Source organism: Alkalilimnicola ehrlichii MLHE-1, from assembly GCF_000014785.1.
GTDB classification, from domain to species: domain Bacteria; phylum Pseudomonadota; class Gammaproteobacteria; order Nitrococcales; family Halorhodospiraceae; genus Alkalilimnicola; species Alkalilimnicola ehrlichii.
The window spans coordinates 863,852-880,824 of record NC_008340.1 but is presented as its reverse complement, the minus strand read 5'-3'; the positions used below and the strand labels follow the sequence as shown (position 1 = coordinate 880,824).

Below are 16,973 nucleotides of genomic sequence, written 5' to 3'. Positions count from 1 at the left end.
AAAACGGGCGTCACCGGAAAAAATTATTTATTTGGTCCCCTGGCCGATATAAGCCTTAGCGCCGTTTCCGGTCGGCAGATCGGCGTAATTTCGTGCATTGATCCACAGCACCACGCGCATGAAGGGGGCGGTGGGCTTGGCACTTGGCCAGCGCCCGAACGCAAAGCGCCATACCTGCGCCAGCTCGGCTAGGGTCTGGTGGTCTTTCTTGCTGGCTCCCCGCCGCTCCATCGTGCCCGCCTCGGCTGTGGCCTCCGCCACCTTAGCCACCAGCGCACGCAACTGGTCGGCTTCCTCGTCGGTAAGGTCAGCCGCTTCGGCGTTGAGCGATTCTAGTACCGTGGCTGCCCCCTGGTGCATGCCCTTGGCCTGGCCTGCCAGGTCGGGCATAAACAGCCGCGTTTGGCCGCGCTTCAGCACTGCTCCCACTGCGCGGGCGAACTGCTCCCGCTGCTCCTGCGTGCCCGTGCGCTCGCCAACCTCCGCCACCACTTCGCGGGCCTGCTCATCCGTCCAGTTAAACGGGGTTGCCCATCCTGCCGTCATACCGCCTCCTGCTTCGGTGTCACAGACTTGGAAAACACGGCCAACGCATCAGCCGCTACGGTGGGGCACAGGTCGCCGTAATGTTGTTCGATCATCCCCGCCGATTTGTGGCCCACCAGTTGCGCCACTGTCAGCAGGGGCACGCCAGCGGCCACCAGCTTGGAAATAAAGTTGTGCCGCAAGGTGTAGAAGTCCAGATCGTCGGGCAGCCCACCAAGGCGCTTCACACGTCGCCAGGCTTTCAGGTGGGCTTTCTTGTCCATCCGCAAGCCGGTAACGGGTGAGGGGAACACTAGCCCGGTGTCAGGCTTGCCCTGCTGCGCCCACCAGGCCCGCACCACCTCCAGCAACTCCGGCACTAAATCCATTGTCACGCGGGCGGGGTTGCGGTGGTGACGGGTTTTCTGAGGAATCACGTTCAGCCGCCCGAACGTGGGGTTCAGCTCCGCCCAGGTGAGCGCGTACAAGTCACCCGGTCGCAGTCCGGTATAAAGGGCAACGTGGCAGAAAGGAATAAACCAATGCGGGTAGTCCACCGCGTCCAGGTCGGGCAGATCCGGCTTGCCATGCGCTCGGCTGTTACGGCGCTGGCGGCGCAACTCATCCGCAAAGGCTCGCAAGCCCTCATGCAGCCCGGTCACTTCCTCGTCACTCAGCAGGCGGCGGGCGGTCTGCTCCGCTTTTACCTGCTTGTCCACCTCGTCAAACCGTGGGGCCTCAAGGTGAACATCTCGCAGGGGGTTCGCGTCTAGCAGGTCGTCATGTTTCGCGGCGCGGTTCAGGGCCGTTTTCAGCGCACCATAGGCGCGTTGCAGCGTGGAGTATGCCCGGCCCTCGGCTTCACGCTTGGCCTGCCACGCCTTCACGTCTGCGCTGTCCAACGTGGCCATGTCCCGGTCTAGCCAGTCGGTGAAGTTGTGCCGAATGAGGCGCAGGGTTTCCGCGCCGCTGCGCTTGCGCTCCTGGTACCTAGCGTACGGCCCTTCGAGATAGGCCCGCAGCGTGCGTTGCTCGGCCTTCTGCGCTTCGGTCAAGGCATTGCGGGTGCGTTTGGCCTTTACTGCCAGCGCGTCCACGTTCTCATTGCGCCAGGCTAGTGCCTTCTCGGCGGCCTGCTGCGGTTTCATGGCCGGATAGCGCCCGATGGTGGCCACGCGGCGCTTACCGTCTGCGGTCTGATACCGATACCGCCAACTGCCCCCGGTCTTTACCTTGAGTATGTGAAACCCGGTAATCCGCTCACACCATAAGGTTGCCCGCTCCGGCTCATTCTTCAGGAAGCGCCGGGTGGCGGCATCAGTAATGCTGGTGTCCAGTGTTTTGGCGGGCATGGCGACAGGCTCCCGTGTGACCAATCTGTGACCATCATGGTACCACAATCTTTCACAACAGAACCCTACCATTCCTTGGTAACACGCCTATCTTTCTGTTTTTATTACTGTGACCCGCATGGCACGGGGGTTCTATGAAACCTTGACATGGTGGGGGTCGGTGGTTCGGGTCCACTCGCGCCTACCAGACAAAGCAAAGAAAAACAGCCGCTTACGGGGTTACCGGGGCGGCTTTTTTCTTGTCTGACGCCCGCTCGCAGCGCTCGGCTATCGTTGCTGGTCGGCGTACCCCTGGAGGCCCGGACCTCCACCACCCCGTCACCCGTCCCGTCGGTCATCCGCCTGGGCACCACCGCGGCCGCCCCCAGCCTGCGCCGGGCCCATCCTAACCCGGAGAGATAAAAATACGTCTTTATAGTCTTTGTCGGAGCAAGCCTCTCCGAGTAGGCTGGCCTTCTCGAATCCGGGAGCCTGCATCGGATTCGAGTGAGTCGTCACTATGCCCGGAGGAGATGTCATGCCCCAGCAGGAGCAGGACCACACCAGCGCCACCCTCACCACCGCAGCGTCCACCGACCGCGCGGTGGTGGTGCGATTCGCCGGCGACTCCGGCGATGGCATGCAGCTCACCGGCAGCCAATTCACCCGAACCACGGCCATGGCCGGTCATGATCTCGCCACCCTGCCCAGTTTTCCAGCGGAGATCCGGGCACCGGCGGGGACCCCCTTCGGCGTGTCGTCCTTTCAGATCCAGTTTGGGGCTGATCGCGTGGCCACCCCGGGCGATGCCCCGGAGGTCCTGGTGGCCATGAACCCGGCCGCACTGGCAGTCAATCTGCCGGACTTGGCAGCGGCGGGTACGGTCATTCTGAACAGCGGTGGCTTCTCCAAGCGCAACCTGGCCAAGGCCGGCTACGCACAGGACCCGCGGGATGACGGCACCCTCGATGGCTTCCAGGTGATTGAACTGGATATCGCCCGGTTGACCAAGGAGGCGGTCAAGCCCTTCGGTCTCTCCCAGGCCGAGGCCCTGCGTTGCAAGAACCTCTGGGCACTGGGCCTGACCTATTGGATGTACGGCCACGACCCGGCGGCCACGCTGACCTGGATCGACGAGAAGTTCGCAGCCCGTGACCGCCTGCGCGAGGCCAACCGCGCGGCGCTGCTGGCGGGCCACGCCTACGGCGAGACGGCGGAACTCGGCGCCACGCTGCCCCGGCGAGCGGTGGCACCCCGGCAGCGCGCCCCCGGTCTCTACCGGACCGTGACCGGTGCCGAGGGGCTGACCTGGGGGCTGCTGGCGGGCTCGGCCCGGGCGGACCTGCCCATGGTTTTCGCCTCCTACCCCATCACCCCCGCGTCCAACCTGTTGCATTTGATGGCCGATATCGAATGCGAGGGCTTGCGGACGTTGCAGGCCGAAGATGAGATCGCCGCCGCCTGTGCCGCGATCGGTGCCTCCTACAGCGGTGCCCTGGGGGTCACGGCCAGCTCCGGCCCCGGCATCGCCCTGAAGACCGAGGCCCTCGGGCTGGCGGTCAGCGCCGAGCTGCCGCTGGTCGTGGTCAACTGCCAGCGTGGCGGACCCTCGACCGGCCTGCCCACCAAGACCGAGCAGTCCGACCTCTACCAGGCGCTTTACGGGCGGCACGGCGATGCCCCGCTCGCAGTGCTGGCGGCCGCCACCCCCGGGGACTGCTTTGAGGTGGCGGTGGAGGCCGTGCGCCTGGCGACCCGCTATATGGTCCCGGTCATGGTGCTGGCGGATGGTTATCTGGTCAACGCCGCAGAGCCCTGGCGGGTGCCCGATGTGAACGGCCTGGCGCACTTTCCGGTCCATTTCCGCACCGACGACCCCGAAGGCTTCCAACCCTACCAACGGGACCCGGCCACCGGTGCCCGACCCTGGGTACGGCCCGGAACACCCGACCTCGAGCACCGCATCGGCGGGTTGGAGAAGGCGGAGGGCAGTGGCCACATCGCCTATGAACCGGAAAACCACCAGCGCATGACGGATGCCCGCGCGGCCAAGGTCGCCGGCATCGCCCGGGACATCCCGGCACAGACCGTGGCCGCGGGCGACGGTGACGGTCGCCTCGCCGTGGTGGGCTGGGGCTCCACCTACGGTGCGCTCAACCAGGCCGTTCACCGCGCGCGTGCGCAAGGCAGCGCAGTGGACCATATCCACCTGCGTTACCTGAGCCCCTTCCCGGCCAACCTCGGCGAACTGCTCGGACGCTACGACCACGTCCTGGTCCCGGAGCTGAACAATGGCCAACTGGTCAACGTCCTGCGGGCCCGTTTCGGGATCGACGCCCGCAGCCTGGGGCAGGTCACGGGCCAACCCTTCAAGGTGGGCCGAATCGAAGACGCCATCACATCGATCCTGGAGGCAACCGCATGAGTACGGCCGTCTCAGTCCTGCAGCAACGCAAGCCCGCGGACTTCGCATCGGATCAGCAGGTGCGCTGGTGCCCGGGCTGCGGGGACTACGCCATCCTCAAGGGCATCCAGAAAACGCTGGCCGGGCTGGACGCCCCGCGGGAGCAACAGGTGTTCATATCGGGCATCGGTTGCTCGTCGCGCCTGCCCTACTACCTGGAGACCTACGGCTTCCATACCATTCACGGCCGCGCACCGGCGGTGGCGACGGGGGTGAAACTGGGCAACCCGACGCTGGATGTCTGGGTGGTCACCGGTGACGGCGATGGCCTGAGCATTGGCGGCAACCACTTGCTGCATGCCCTGCGGCGCAATACCGACCTGCAGATCCTGTTGTTCAACAATGAGATCTACGGGCTGACCAAGGGGCAGTCATCGCCCACGTCACGGCCCGGCACCCGCTCGCCCACCAGTGCCGCGGGTTCCACCGACGATCCGGTGGTGCCCGCCCGATTCGCCCTGGGGGCCGGCGCACGGTTCGTCGCACGGGCGGTGGACACGGACCAGAAGACCCTGCCGGAGGTGCTGGAGCGGGCTTACCGGCATCGTGGTGCCTCACTGGTGGAGCTGTATCAGAATTGCATTGTCTACAACGACCGGGTTTTCGCCGAGATCACCGATAAGGACCGCGCCCCCGACAACACCCTGCGGCTGGTCCACGGGGCGCCCATGCGCTACGGCCGCGACGGTGAAAAGGGGCTTCGTCTCAACCCGCGCACCCTGACCCTGGAGGTGGTCCGCGTGGGCACCGACGACGGCGTGCCCGAGGACGAGCTGCTGGTGCACGATGAGCGCAACCCTCTGCTGGCGGGCCTGCTGGCGCAACTGCAGCCGCCGGAGTTCCCGGTCGCGCTGGGTGTCCTCTATTGCGACCCCGAGCCACAGGCGGCGGCGCACGCGGAACCGCCCCCGGTGCCCGCGGGCGACGTGCAGCGGCTGCTGGAGGCGGGGGCCGCCTGGCAGGTGGCGTGATGCCGGGCGCGGGCGTGGGCCTGCCGTGGCGTCAGGGCAACTCCTCCTCCGCCAGCGCCCGCTCGGAGCGGTCGATATCGCGCCCCAGCAGCGCGGCACCGTAGGCGGTCACCGTCTGCGGCTCGGGCGGGATGATCAACTCACGCATCAGCGCCTCCTCCAAGGCGGCCACCAGGCCGGTGTTCAGCGCCGGCCCGCCGTCAAAGAGCACCCGCTCGCCCAGACCCACCCGGCGGGCCAGGCGTGCGGTGCGCTTGGCGATGGCGGCGTGGATGCCGGCGACGATCTCCGGCTTGCCGTGGCCGGTGGCCAACAGGCCGATGATCTCCGATTCGGCAAAGACCGCACAGGTGCTGTTCAGGGTGGCGGGCATGCCCTGCACCCGGTGGTGGTAGTCGCCCAGTTCCTTCAGGCCGATCTCCAGGTTGCGCGCGGCCACATCCAGAAAGCGTCCGGTGCCGGCGGCGCACTTGTCGTTCATGGCGAATTTGTTCACATGGCCGTCGTCATCCAGACCGATGGCCTTGGTGTCCTGACCGCCGATATTGATCACGGTGGCCACCCCGCCGTAGGCCTGCCCCACCCGGTGGGCGCCCACGGCGTTGGCGGTGATCTCGCTCATGGAGTCGTCCGCCTCGCGGAACAGCCGGCGGCCGTAGCCGGTGGCCAGGATGTAACGGACCTCCCGGCGGCGGACGCCGTTGTCCGTCATCAACCGCTCGAAGCTGCGCACGGCATTGGCCCGGAAGTCGGCCCCGGTAGGGTCCACCCGGCTGGCCACCTTCTCACCGTCCGCATCCGCCAGGGCCACCTTGATGGCCGTGGACCCGATGTCAATGCCAATGTAAAAGCTCATGCCGTTCGCCGCCTCCGTTTCGCCTTGAGTGATTCCACGAATGCCTCCACGCGGGTGGAGAGTTGCCCCATGTCGTCCGGGCTGTAGTCGGTCTCGATGTACATCACCGGCAGTTGCTCCGCCTGCAGGGCCTGGGCGATGGCGCGGTGCTCCATCTCGTAGACCTGGCAGCCGGCGAAGGCCTGGTAGACCACGCCGTCCACATGGTGGCTACGGGCCAGTTCCAGCAGCCGGCGGCGGCGGTCCTCGCTGGTGTCGAAGATGGGACAGGTGCAGGGCTTGAGGTAGCGGTCGGCGATGGCATCCACCATGTCGTAGAGAAACCACTCGTCCACCGCGACCCGGTCGTGCAGCATCCGGTTGGCGGAGCAGACCTCGTCGGCCACCACGATGGCCCCCGACTGCTCAATGAGCATGGGCAGCTTGAGGTTGGGGAAGATCGGCGGGGACCCGGTAAAGAGGATGCGCGGGGCGCGCGACTGGGCGGCGGCGAAGCCGTCGGCCACCCGCTGCTCCAGCTCGTCGTTGAGCGCCCGCAGGGCCTCGGTCCAGCGCCCGAGGTCATCGAAGAAGTACGCCCCCGTCACCAGGAAGGCATCCTTCCCGAAGAGCGGGGTCGGCCGGGCCTGGCGCAGCCGCTGCAGCCGCCGGTACTCCGCCTGGGCCCGGTCCACCTCGTGCAGCGCACGGCGAAGCCGGCGGCGGGTGAGCTTGCGCCCGGTGTAGCGCGGCAGGCTGTGGGCGAACCGGCGCACGGAACTGCGCCAGTATTCCCGGGCCTGCTCGCTGTGCTTCACCGGCGGGAACTCCAGGCTGTACACCTCATACCCCAGGCTGGCGATGTGCTCGGCGGCCTTTTTCTTCTGATCGCAGGTGGTGGGGTTGATCACCAGGCTCAACTGATCCATGGGCGCCACCGCCCGGCTCTCGAACGCCCCCAGGGTGGCCCGCACCAGCGGGCAACTGCGCGCCGGCAGGTGCTCCGCCCCCACCTGGTCCAGGGCGTAGGCCCCGTTGCACAGCCGGACCGGCACCCCCCCACAGGCCCGGACCAATTCATCCGGGGCCTGCACGCAGAGGGTACCCACCACCGGCCTGCCCTCGTGGAGCGGTTCGCCATCGCAGTAGGCCCGCTCGAAAAGGGCGTAGAAGTAGTCCATCCCGGCGGGGTTGTCGGGGAACTCGTGCACCAGCTTGCGCAAGGTCTCCTTGGACTCCATGCCGTGGCGTTTGTGGATGATCTCGCGGGTGCGGCTCATCGCTGATCCTCGTGCTCTTGGCGGGTGGCGCGGGCAAAGCGCCGCTCGAACCCCTCCTCCGTGGAGCGGTAGATGGGAATGCCCATGAAGCGGGCCTGCAGGGCATCGCGCTCCGGGCAGGCGGCGACGCACTTCAGGCACATCATGCAGTCGTCGGTCATGATGTGCCGGCGCTCGACGTCGTCGGCGATGGCCTTGATCTGCATATCGCAGACCCGGTAGCAGTTGCCGCAGCGGGTGCACTTGTCACCGGTCTTGCGCAGGCGCAGCAGCCCGATGGGCTTGAACAGATAGTGCAGCGCGCTCATGGGGCAGAAGAGGCAGAAAAAACGCGGCCGCATGAAGGCCCCGACAAAAAACAAACCGGTGATGGCCATGCCCACCGCCGTAAAGGCCATGGCGGTGACCGTGGAGAAGTCCACGCTGAGCTGCGAGACATCGCCGGTGAACAGCGGCATCACCATGCGTGCCGGGCAGATCTTGCAGAAGGGCACGCTGGCATCATCGGGCAGGGTCGCCCCGACGATCGGGTTGACGATGAACAGCGGCAGCGCGATGAGCAGCGCCAGCAGGACGAACTTTACCGGCCGGATCCGGCGCAGGGTGGTCTCGCTGAGCGCGGTGTAGCGGATGCCCAGGGCCTGGCGCAGCCGGGTCAGCCAGTCCTGGATCGTGCCCAGGGGGCAGACATAGCCACACCAGGCTTTGTTCAGGAAGATCAGCCAGGCGACGAAGGTGACCAGGCCAGTGACCAGGATCACGCCCCGCCAGCCGAAGACGGTATCCCAGCTGATCTGGGTGTGGTGCTGCAGCGGGAACAGGTAGCAGACGCCGGCCCGCCCCTCCTGATTGAACACGCAGGAGAAGGTCGGCAGGCTGCTGCCGAAGTCGATGGCAAGATAACCGCCATAGGTCAGCAGCACAAAGGCGGCCAGTTGCACCCAGAAGCGAAAGCGGCGGATGTCCGCCCCATCCAGAAAGCGCCGGATACGGTGCCTAATCGCGTTCATCGAAGGCCTCCTCCCGGGGTGGGTTCCAGCGCCGGCGCCGATAGCCATACGTGAACACGGCCACCACCAGCGCCGCCGTGCCGGCAACGCTCAACCCGTAGGCATAACTGCGGTACTCCCGGGACGGCGGGGTGTAGAAGCCCGGCTGCGTCACGGTGTAGCGCGCGGCCTGGTAGGCGTCACCGGCGTGGGAGCCCTCGCGCGCCTCCTGGTGCTCGGCGATGACCAGGAAACGGTCACGGTGGCGACGGCGGAACTCCGGCCAGTCGGGGTAGTAGTCACGGATCAGCTCAAAGGCCACCTCCCCGTCCGCGTCGGTGACCGCACGGTTGCGCCAGCCCCGTTGGCTCACCAGCCGGACGGTCGCCCCGGCGAGGGGTTGCCCGTGGCGCAGGACCCGAAAGCGCAGGGTGTCACCGGAGTGGAGCCGGGTATGGAAATCCTCATCCGGCTGGCGCAGCCGGATGATCTCCAGCGGGAGCTCCGGCAGGTGGCGCGGCGCCACCAGCGTCATGGGATAGTCGTGGCCCTCGGAGCAAAGGTGGCGCAGCAACTCATGCTTGACCACCTCCACCGCCAGCACCCCGTCCCGGACCTGTCGGCGGGTGGCGTAGACGTTATAGAAGCCCTCCTCCGGTATCGGAAAGTGCAGCCCCACCCCGGCCTCGTCGACAAAGGGGCGCAGCCGCTCGGCCTCCCCCGCCGGGGTGGTCACCCGGAAATCGAACCCCTCCGCGGCCGCCTCGTCCGTGTAGCCGGCGGTTTCCGGCACCGCGCCATGGCGCAGCCAGAGCCGCTTGGCGGTGCTGCCGCCCCGGCCCATCTCCACCGCACCGCCGTGGCTGCGGCGCAGCCGCTGCGCATAGGCCTCATTGGGCGGGGCATCCGACAACCAGAGTGGACCGGCCTCCTCCACCGGCTGGGCCGCGCCCCACGGGCCCAACAGCGCCAGTAACACCAGCGCCCCCCACAGACGGGTAGGCCAAGAGACAGACATCGCAAGCAATCCCCCCATTTCAATGTGTGTTGGGTGATGGGGCCTAGCCCCACGCCCCTATAACCAGACGGTGGCCGCACCGAAACTCCCCAGGAGCAGCGCGGCACCGCGACGCAGCGCCACGCGCCAGCGCCAGAGCCATTGATGAACCGCCGCGCCGAGCTGGGCGAAGACCACACCGAAGACCAGAAAGGGCCCCACCGAGACGCCCAGCCCGAAAGTCAGGCCCAATAACACCCCCTCGCTGACCGACCCCATGGCGGCGGCGGAGAGCAACACCAGCAGCAGGGACGCGCAGGCCGGATTGAGGGCCATACCCAGGCCCAGCACGAAGAGCCCGCCGGTCATCGGTACGGCGCCGGCACCGCCGCGCCGGGCACAACCCCGATCACTGGCGCCGCCCCCGCCCCAGGCCAGGTAACCGGCCAGCACCAGTGCGGCACCGCCCAGCAGCCAGGCGGGCCACCGGCCGAGCCCCTCCAGCAGCACCGCCCCGACCAGTGCCGAGAGGCCGGCCATCCCGGCGTAACCGGCGATCCGGCCCAGCGAGAAGGGCAGCAGCCGGCGCCAGGCGCGCCCCGGCCCCTCACCGGTGGCGAACAGCACCGGCCCGAGAAAGGGCAGGCAGACCACGGCGCAGGCGCTGACCCCGTAGACCAGTCCGAGCGCCAGCGCAGCCGGCAGCGTCATGCCGGTGAGCCCCTCGGCCACCAGCCCGCCAACCCCGCCTGCCATCAGAAGCGCGCCTCCAGACCGGCGGTCCAGGTGCGCCCGGGGTTCACCAGGAAGGTGACGTCCTCCCAGTCGTACTCGCCGTCCTGGTTGTTGTCGTAGAAGGCCGAGGCGCGCTCGTAGTGCCACTGGTCGAAGACGTTGTCCACGCGCAGGAACGCGCGCAGATCCACCCGGCCCAGGCGCTGGCGGTAGTTGCCCACCAGGTTGAAGACGGTGTGACCGGAGAGTTCGAACTCGTTGAGTTCATCTGCGAACCAGGAGGAGACCGTGTGGCTCTCCGTGGTCAGGGTGAAGGCCGGGGTCAGGTGGAAATCCACCAGCAGGTTGAGGGTGTGGCGCGGTACCCGCGGGATGCGGTTGCCGCTGTTGTCGTGGCGTTCCACGCAGTACTGGCTGCGCGGGTCGTCCAGGGTGACCTGGTCGCACTCGCCCAGGAACTCCCCGCGGGCGTTCCCCAGCGCCAGGTTGAAATTGTCGTAATCGGTGAACCGGGCATCGAGCAGGGTGTAGGCCGCCCCCCAGCTCACCCGCTGCCCCGCCTCGCCGCTCAGGGCCAGTTCAAGACCGCGGTGGCGGGCACCGCCGATGTTCTCGTATCGGGCCTCCTGTTCCTCGGCGGTGGTGGCGTATTGCCCGGCCTGGCGGAGGATGAAGTCGTCCCGGTCCATCTGAAACAGGGTCAGCTCGGCGCGCACCGGCTGCCCCAGCCAGCGGGTCCGGGCACGCAGCCCCAGCTCGAGGTTGATCACCTCCTCCGGGTCCAGGTCGGGGTTGCCGGCGGTGTCGTCCTCAAAGCCACCAGCGAACAACTGGCCCACGGTGGGGTTGCGGAACCCGGTGGAGGCGTTGGCAAAGAAGGTCAGCCGGTCACTGGCCTGAAAGGCGCTGCCCGCCCGCCAGGACCAGACGTTGAAGCTGCGGTCCAGCGACCGGCCCTCCATGTGGTCGCTGTGCTCCAGGCGGGTGTGATCGAAGCGGGCGTTTCCGGTCAGGGTCCAGCGCGGGGCCAGCCGCCACTTCAACTCGCCATAGGCGGCGCGGATGGTCTCATCGGTCTCGTGGTCCGCGCTCCGCGTCCCCGCCTCCCGCACCGGCGCAAAGGGCGACGGACTCGGCTTGTTGTCATTGATGTAATGGTTCTCCTGCTCGTAGGTGTTCTCGCGCAGGTCCAGCCCCAACAGCCCGGCGAACCGCTGGCCGTCGTTGCGCCACTCGGCCTTGAGCCCGCGTTGCACCTGCTCCTTGTCGCTGCGGCTCTCGTAGAGATCGGCGTCGTTCACCGCGTTGCCGTCGCCGTCGTAGCGCATGGGCGCGTACCAGTTCCAGGTCTCGTCGGTGAAGCGGTAACCGCTCAGGGTCAGTTCGCCGGCGGCGCGCAGGTCGCGCATGTAGGTGACCGAGTAGCGCGCCAGGTCCAGGTGGAAGTTACGGGTGTAGGAGCCGCGCTGCGCCTCCCGGTTACGCGGATCGCGCTCCGCCTGGCTGCGGCCACGGACCGTGCCGGTTTCATCGCGAAACCGGTCCGTGTGCTCAAAGTTGAAGGTGATATCGCTGTAGTCGTCGAGGTAGTACTGCAGCTTGCCGTTCAGGTAGTCGGCCTCGTAGCCGGCGCGGGCATGCCAGCCGTCCGACTCCCGGTGCGAGGCCTGCAGGTAAGCATTGAACCGCTCGTCCGCATACCCCGCCCGGCCCAACCAGCGCTGCGTCCCGTGGCTGCCCAGGGCCCCCTCGGTCCGAAAGCCGGCCATGTCGGCCCCGCGCTTGGTGGTGATCACCACGGCACCGGCCAGGGCGTCTTCACCGTAGAGGTAAGAGGCGCTGCCCCGGATCACCCGGATGGACTCGATGTTATCCATATCGATATTGACCCGGCCGGTGTCCTCCTTCACCGGCACGCCATCGATGATGATGGCCACCCCCGGGTCCTCGCCCATGTAGCGCTGGCCCTCGACGCCCCGCAGCTTGATCTTGACCGCGTCATCGGAGCCGGTGCGGGTGTCGGCGGTCAGCCCCGGGATACGGCGCAGGACCTGCTCGATATGCTCGGCGGCGGCGGCGTCCACCTCGTCACCGCGGACGAAGGAGGTGGCGGTGGGATTGGTCTCGTCACCGGCGAAGCGGTCGTCGATGGTGGTGGACTCGACCCGTATGGGCGGCAATTCCGGCGGCTCACCGGCGTCGGTGGTGGCAAGGGGCTGAATAGTGAGCAGCGCAGCGGTTGCGCCAAGGGCAGGAAGGGGTGGCCGGATCCGCCTGTGTGCAGCATTGATCATGGTCTGCTTTCTCTCTCTGTTATCGCGGGTCGTCGATCAGAGAGGTTGGCAATGACCATGCCAACAGAGAAAAACCTGGAGGAAGAACTAGATGCAATCCAAAACTATATAAAACATGCTGTTTTATATAGTCTCATCGTGGCACCTCCATTGCCAGGCGAACCCCGATGGCGCCTGGCAGTGGTGCAACGCGGCCCAGGTAAGCCGGGAGAACCCAGGCATATCCCACGGCGTCATGGGATATGCCGCAGCCGCCTGGTCCGCGCCGACCCGGCAAGGCGGCCTGGCTGGCGCAAACACACGAAGCGGCCCGCACGTTGACCCAGTCGACGCCCTACCTCTGTGCTATTCTTGGCATAAGGCACTGATAATCGAGAAACGGTTATCAAATACCGACCTTGATTCAGCCGAAGAGGGATCCACCCGTCATGAAATTCCGCCTGCTGCTCGCCCTCGCGGCGCTGTACCCCGCCTCCATGACCGCCGTGGCCCAAACCGACACCGCCACCTTCGACGTCACTGCTACGGTGGACCCAACCTGTACGGTGGATGCCGACAACCTGGTGTTCGGCACCTACGACCCCTTCTCGGATACCCCTCTCGACGAGAACAGCGAGATCCGCGTGCAATGCACCAGCGACACGCCCTACGACATCGGGCTGGATGACGGGGATAATACCGGCGCGGAGGGCGAACGCCGCATGGCCCTTGCGGACGAGTCCGATTTCCTGGAATACGACCTCTACCATGACAACCACGGAGGGACCAGCTGGGGCGACATCGACTCCGGCGCCGAGCTCACCGGCCTGTCCGGCACTGGCTCTGAACAATCCTACGTTGTCTATGGGCGCATCTTCGCCGAACAGAGCGTAGCGGTCGGTAACTACGTAGACACGATCGAAGTCACGGTTAAATGGTAAGCGGACCCCGAAGGGAGGCACACATGCGCAAAGGGAACCCCGTACTCTGGACGGCCGCCCTTCTGGCCGGCCTGCTGTTGTCCCTGCCCGCCCTGTCGGCGGCCTCCGGGCTGCAGGTGACGCCGTTGCGCGTGCATCTGGACGAAGACACGCCGGCCGCCGCGCTGACCCTGCGCAATCACGGCGACCGGTCCCGGGTGATCCAGACGGAGGTGGTGCACTGGACCCAGGAGGAGGGCGAGGACATCCACGCGCCCACAGATGAGGTACTGGTGACCCCGCCCATCTTCACCGTGGAGCCCGGTGAGAGCCAGGTGGTGCGGGTGGCCCACGCCGGCCGGAATGCCGATTCCACCAGAGCGGTCGAACAGGCCTACCGCATCTATTTGCAGGAGAGCCCCCCACCGACCGAGGGTGACGGTGCGCGGCTGCAGGTGATCCTGCGCCTGGGGGTGCCGCTGTTCGTGGCGCCGGAGGGCGGTGAAAGGCCCGACCTGCGCTGGACGGTCCACGCCCTTGAGTCGGGCGGTCTGGAGATCCGGGCCGAGAACCTGGGCAACATCCACGCCCATGTACAGGAATTGCGGGTCGCCACCCGCGATCCCGAAACCGGGGAACAACAGGTGGCCACGCTGGGCACCCACCGCTACCTGCTCCCCGGCCAGTCCTCCCACTGGCACCTCGGTCAGGAGGCCGACTGGGGCGACGCCGCCAGGCTGGACCTGTCCGCCATCACCCCGCGAGGGGCCCTGAATGCGGAAATCGAAATGGAGTGAGGGCAGACCGGATACCTGAGCGGTACGGTTGAGCGCCCCGATCTCACCCCCATGGGCCTGCCCCGGTGCGCGATCCCACTTTTCCACCTCCTGATACTGATGGCGGCACTGATGGCCGCCGCACCGGCACGGGCGGAGACGCTGCCCGATTGCCCGGTCGCTGCGGATGCCGAACTGGTGCTGCTGGTACCCCGGGTCAATGGCCAGTTGGCGCCATTCTGCGCCTTCGCGCTGAAGCTGGATGGACTGGTCTATCTACCGCGCGATGACATTGAGCGACTGGGGCTGCGCCTGCCCGACAGCGCCCCGCTCATCCGCGGCGGGAGCCCCCACTACCCCCTGGACGCGATCGCGGAACTGGAATACCGCATCGACGAGCCGCAACAGGAACTGCACATCAGCGGGCCGGCCTCGATATTCCGCCCCCACCGGATCAGCCCCACCCCCCGGCGGCATCCGCCCTCGCCCGGCCCCGGCGGCGCCTTTCTCAACTACGACCTGCACGCCCAGCAGCGCGGTTCCGGGCACGTGGATACCAGTGGCTTGTTCGAAACCCGGCTGTTCGGGGCCGGTGGCAGTGGCGGCGGGACATGGCTGCTGCAGGATTTTGGCGATGATCGGGAGTGGGTCCGCCTGGAGACGGAGTGGACGGTGGACCAACCGGAACAGCGCCGGCGCCTGCGCATCGGGGACGGCACCACCCGGCCCGGGGCCTGGGGCTCGCCCATGCGCTTCGGCGGCATCCAATGGGGCACGGATTTCTCCCTGGACCCCTACTTCAGCACCACGGCGGCGCCCACCGTGGCCGGCGAGACCCCCCTGCCCTCCACACTGGAACTCTACGTGGACAACCGGCTTGCCCTCCGGCGGGACGTCCCGCCCGGCCCCTTCGAGATCCGTGACCCACCGGTGGTCACCGGGGAAGGCGAGATGCAGTTGGTGATCCGCGACCTGCTGGGCCGGGAACAGGTGGTGACCCAGCCCTATCACGCCAACCCACGGCTGCTGAAACCGGGGCTGACGGATTATCACCTGGCGTTGGGCCAACTGCGCCGCGATTTCGGCCGGGAAAGCCACCGCTACGGTACCGGTTTCGGTGCCGGGCTGATTCGCCATGGGCTCAGCCCCACGCTGACCGGCGAGGGCCGCCTGGAGATCGCCGAGGATCAACAGACCGGCGGGTTCTCACTGAGTCACCTGCTCTTGGACTGGGCCGTTGCAGATCTCACCCTGGCCGTCAGCCAGTCCGACGCGGGCGAGGGCCAGCTTGCCCGCGCCGGACTGCTACGCCAGGCCCGGCCTTACAGCTTCGGGCTGCGCCTGAGCCACGCCAGCCGCCACTACACCCAACTGGGTGCGCCGCCCGGGGCCCTGCCGCGCTACCAGGCCCAAGCCCACGTCAGCCGCTCCTTCGGCCGCCACGGCTCCTGGGCCGCCTCCACCCTCTACCGGGAGCCGCGTGAGAGCCGCACCTTTCGCTCCTACACCCTCAGCCACCGGCGCCGACTGGGTGAACACACGGCCCTGTCCATCTCCCTGACCCGGACGGAGCTGGGGGACCGCGATCACAGCATCCGCATCACCCTGACCCGCCGGCTGGGCACACGGACCTCCGGAAGCGCCTACCACTCCCGCGACGGCGACAGCCGCCGCCAGGGCGTGAGCCTGCAACGCAGCCCACCGCCCGGCCCGGGTATCGGCTGGCGGGTTCTGGCCGAGGACGGGCCGAATGAACGCCTGGAGGCCCGCCTGCGGGGCAATACCGCGGTAACCAGCTTCGACGTGGCGGCCGCCCAACGCGCCGGGGTAACCGCCTACCGCGCCGGACTGCGCGGCGGCTTTGCCTATATGGATGGCGGCCTGTTCGCCTCGCGCCGTATCGACGACGGCTTCGCAGTGGTGCGCACCGGCGAGTACCCGGGGGTGGGGATCTACCGCAACAACCACCTGGTGGCCCGCAGCAACCAGCGCGCCATGGCCCTGGTGCCCCGGCTGCGTGCCTACGAGGCGCAACGGCTCGCCATTGAACTGGACGACATCCCCCTGGAGGCCCGCATCGACAGCCCGGAACTGGTGGTGGTTCCCCGGCGCCGCAGCGGCGTGCTGGCCCATTTCGACATCGCCCCCGCCTACGGCGCCCTGGTGCAACTGGTGGATGAGCAGGGGGACCCCCTACCGGCCGGCAGTACGGTGCGCCTGGCGGAGCATGACGAACGCTTCCCGGTGGCGCACCATGGCTGGGTGTACGTGACCGGCCTCCGGGACACCGCCCGGCTCACCGCCCGCTGGGACGGGCGCGCGTGCACCGCGCAGATCACCCGTCCCGCCGATGCCGGGCCGCAGCCGCGCATCGGTCCCGTCACCTGCAAGGAGGTACCGCCGGAATGAAGCGAGCTATCGGGCTTTCCCTGTTCCTCGTCGCCGCCGGGTCCGGATCGGCCCAGGCCTATACTTGCTCTATCAGCGCCGACCCGCTGGCCTTCGGCCAATACGACCCGATCACCGGGGCCCAGGTGGATGGGGCCAGCGAGGTCAGCGTCAGTTGCAGTCTGCTGGGGTTGGTGAGCCTGCTGGTGTCATACGAGATCAGCCTGGATCCCGGCACCGGGGGCAGCTACCACCCCCGCGCGCTGAGCAGCGCGACCGACACCCTGGACTACAACCTCTATGTAGATACTGCCCGCACCGAGATCTGGGGCGACGGCACCGACGATACGGCGACGGTGACCGATAGTTATACGCTGGGGGTGCTGACCGTGACCCGGTATTACCCGGTCTACGGACGGGTGTTCGCCGACCAGAATGTGGCAGCCGGTGTCTACGACGACACCATCACGGCCACCGTCGAGTTTTAGA

At 67.4% G+C, this 16,973-nt stretch carries 14 protein-coding genes; 6 read left to right on the top strand and 8 right to left on the bottom strand.

Annotated elements, in window-relative coordinates:
* Positions 1-27 precede the first annotated feature (27 nt).
* Both MLG_RS04065 and MLG_RS04060 read right to left on the bottom strand, forming a co-directional pair.
* Positions 28-546 (bottom strand): hypothetical protein, encoded by a 519-nt coding sequence (locus MLG_RS04065; RefSeq protein ID WP_011628539.1) that lies wholly within the window; start codon positions 544-546, stop codon positions 28-30.
* On the bottom strand, positions 543-1,877 hold the full coding sequence (locus tag MLG_RS04060; protein ID WP_011628538.1) for a tyrosine-type recombinase/integrase: 1,335 nt from the start codon (positions 1,875-1,877) through the stop codon (positions 543-545). Before MLG_RS04060 ends, MLG_RS04065 begins: the two co-directional genes overlap by 4 nt.
* Positions 1,878-2,394: 517 nt before the next feature.
* Between MLG_RS04060 and MLG_RS04055 the strand changes: the two genes are divergently transcribed.
* Complete coding sequence (locus tag MLG_RS04055; protein WP_011628537.1) at positions 2,395-4,281, top strand: 2-oxoacid:acceptor oxidoreductase subunit alpha; 1,887 nt, start codon at positions 2,395-2,397, stop codon at positions 4,279-4,281.
* Complete coding sequence (locus MLG_RS04050) at positions 4,278-5,291, top strand: 2-oxoacid:ferredoxin oxidoreductase subunit beta (protein WP_011628536.1); 1,014 nt, start codon at positions 4,278-4,280, stop codon at positions 5,289-5,291. Before MLG_RS04055 ends, MLG_RS04050 begins: the two co-directional genes overlap by 4 nt.
* A gap of 31 nt (positions 5,292-5,322) precedes the next feature.
* Here MLG_RS04050 and MLG_RS04045 read toward each other — a convergent pair whose 3' ends face one another.
* From MLG_RS04045 to MLG_RS04020, 6 genes are read right to left on the bottom strand one after another with little or no spacing between them, the layout of a single operon-like run.
* Positions 5,323-6,147 (bottom strand): acyl-CoA dehydratase activase, encoded by an 825-nt coding sequence (locus tag MLG_RS04045; protein ID WP_011628535.1) that lies wholly within the window; start codon positions 6,145-6,147, stop codon positions 5,323-5,325.
* Positions 6,144-7,406, bottom strand: a complete 1,263-nt coding sequence (locus MLG_RS04040) for a double-cubane-cluster-containing anaerobic reductase (RefSeq protein WP_011628534.1) — start codon at positions 7,404-7,406, stop codon at positions 6,144-6,146. Before MLG_RS04040 ends, MLG_RS04045 begins: the two co-directional genes overlap by 4 nt.
* The gene (locus tag MLG_RS04035) at positions 7,403-8,416 is read right to left on the bottom strand and encodes a 4Fe-4S binding protein (RefSeq protein WP_011628533.1); all 1,014 of its coding nucleotides are present in this window, start codon (positions 8,414-8,416) and stop codon (positions 7,403-7,405) included. Before MLG_RS04035 ends, MLG_RS04040 begins: the two co-directional genes overlap by 4 nt.
* Positions 8,403-9,413 (bottom strand): polyferredoxin-like protein, encoded by a 1,011-nt coding sequence (locus MLG_RS04030; protein WP_011628532.1) that lies wholly within the window; start codon positions 9,411-9,413, stop codon positions 8,403-8,405. Before MLG_RS04030 ends, MLG_RS04035 begins: the two co-directional genes overlap by 14 nt.
* 57 nt (positions 9,414-9,470) lie before the next feature.
* Positions 9,471-10,148 carry an urease accessory protein UreH domain-containing protein gene (locus MLG_RS04025; protein WP_011628531.1) on the bottom strand — a complete coding sequence of 226 codons (678 nt, stop codon included), beginning with the start codon at positions 10,146-10,148 and terminating at the stop codon, positions 9,471-9,473.
* On the bottom strand, positions 10,148-12,421 hold the full coding sequence (locus MLG_RS04020) for a TonB-dependent receptor (protein WP_011628530.1): 2,274 nt from the start codon (positions 12,419-12,421) through the stop codon (positions 10,148-10,150). The genes MLG_RS04025 and MLG_RS04020 overlap by 1 nt, the downstream gene beginning before the upstream one ends.
* A 428-nt stretch (positions 12,422-12,849) precedes the next feature.
* Between MLG_RS04020 and MLG_RS04015 the strand changes: the two genes are divergently transcribed.
* The 4 genes from MLG_RS04015 to MLG_RS04000 all read left to right on the top strand — a co-directional run bounded on the left by MLG_RS04015 (position 12,850) and on the right by MLG_RS04000 (position 16,972).
* Positions 12,850-13,341 (top strand): Csu type fimbrial protein, encoded by a 492-nt coding sequence (locus MLG_RS04015; protein ID WP_011628529.1) that lies wholly within the window; start codon positions 12,850-12,852, stop codon positions 13,339-13,341.
* Positions 13,342-13,364: 23 nt separating this feature from the next.
* Complete coding sequence (locus MLG_RS14710) at positions 13,365-14,117, top strand: fimbrial biogenesis chaperone (protein WP_011628528.1); 753 nt, start codon at positions 13,365-13,367, stop codon at positions 14,115-14,117.
* A gap of 99 nt (positions 14,118-14,216) precedes the next feature.
* Complete coding sequence (locus MLG_RS04005; protein ID WP_198003239.1) at positions 14,217-16,505, top strand: fimbria/pilus outer membrane usher protein; 2,289 nt, start codon at positions 14,217-14,219, stop codon at positions 16,503-16,505.
* Positions 16,502-16,972, top strand: a complete 471-nt coding sequence (locus tag MLG_RS04000) for a Csu type fimbrial protein (RefSeq protein WP_011628526.1) — start codon at positions 16,502-16,504, stop codon at positions 16,970-16,972. Before MLG_RS04005 ends, MLG_RS04000 begins: the two co-directional genes overlap by 4 nt.
* Position 16,973: the final 1 nt, after the last annotated feature.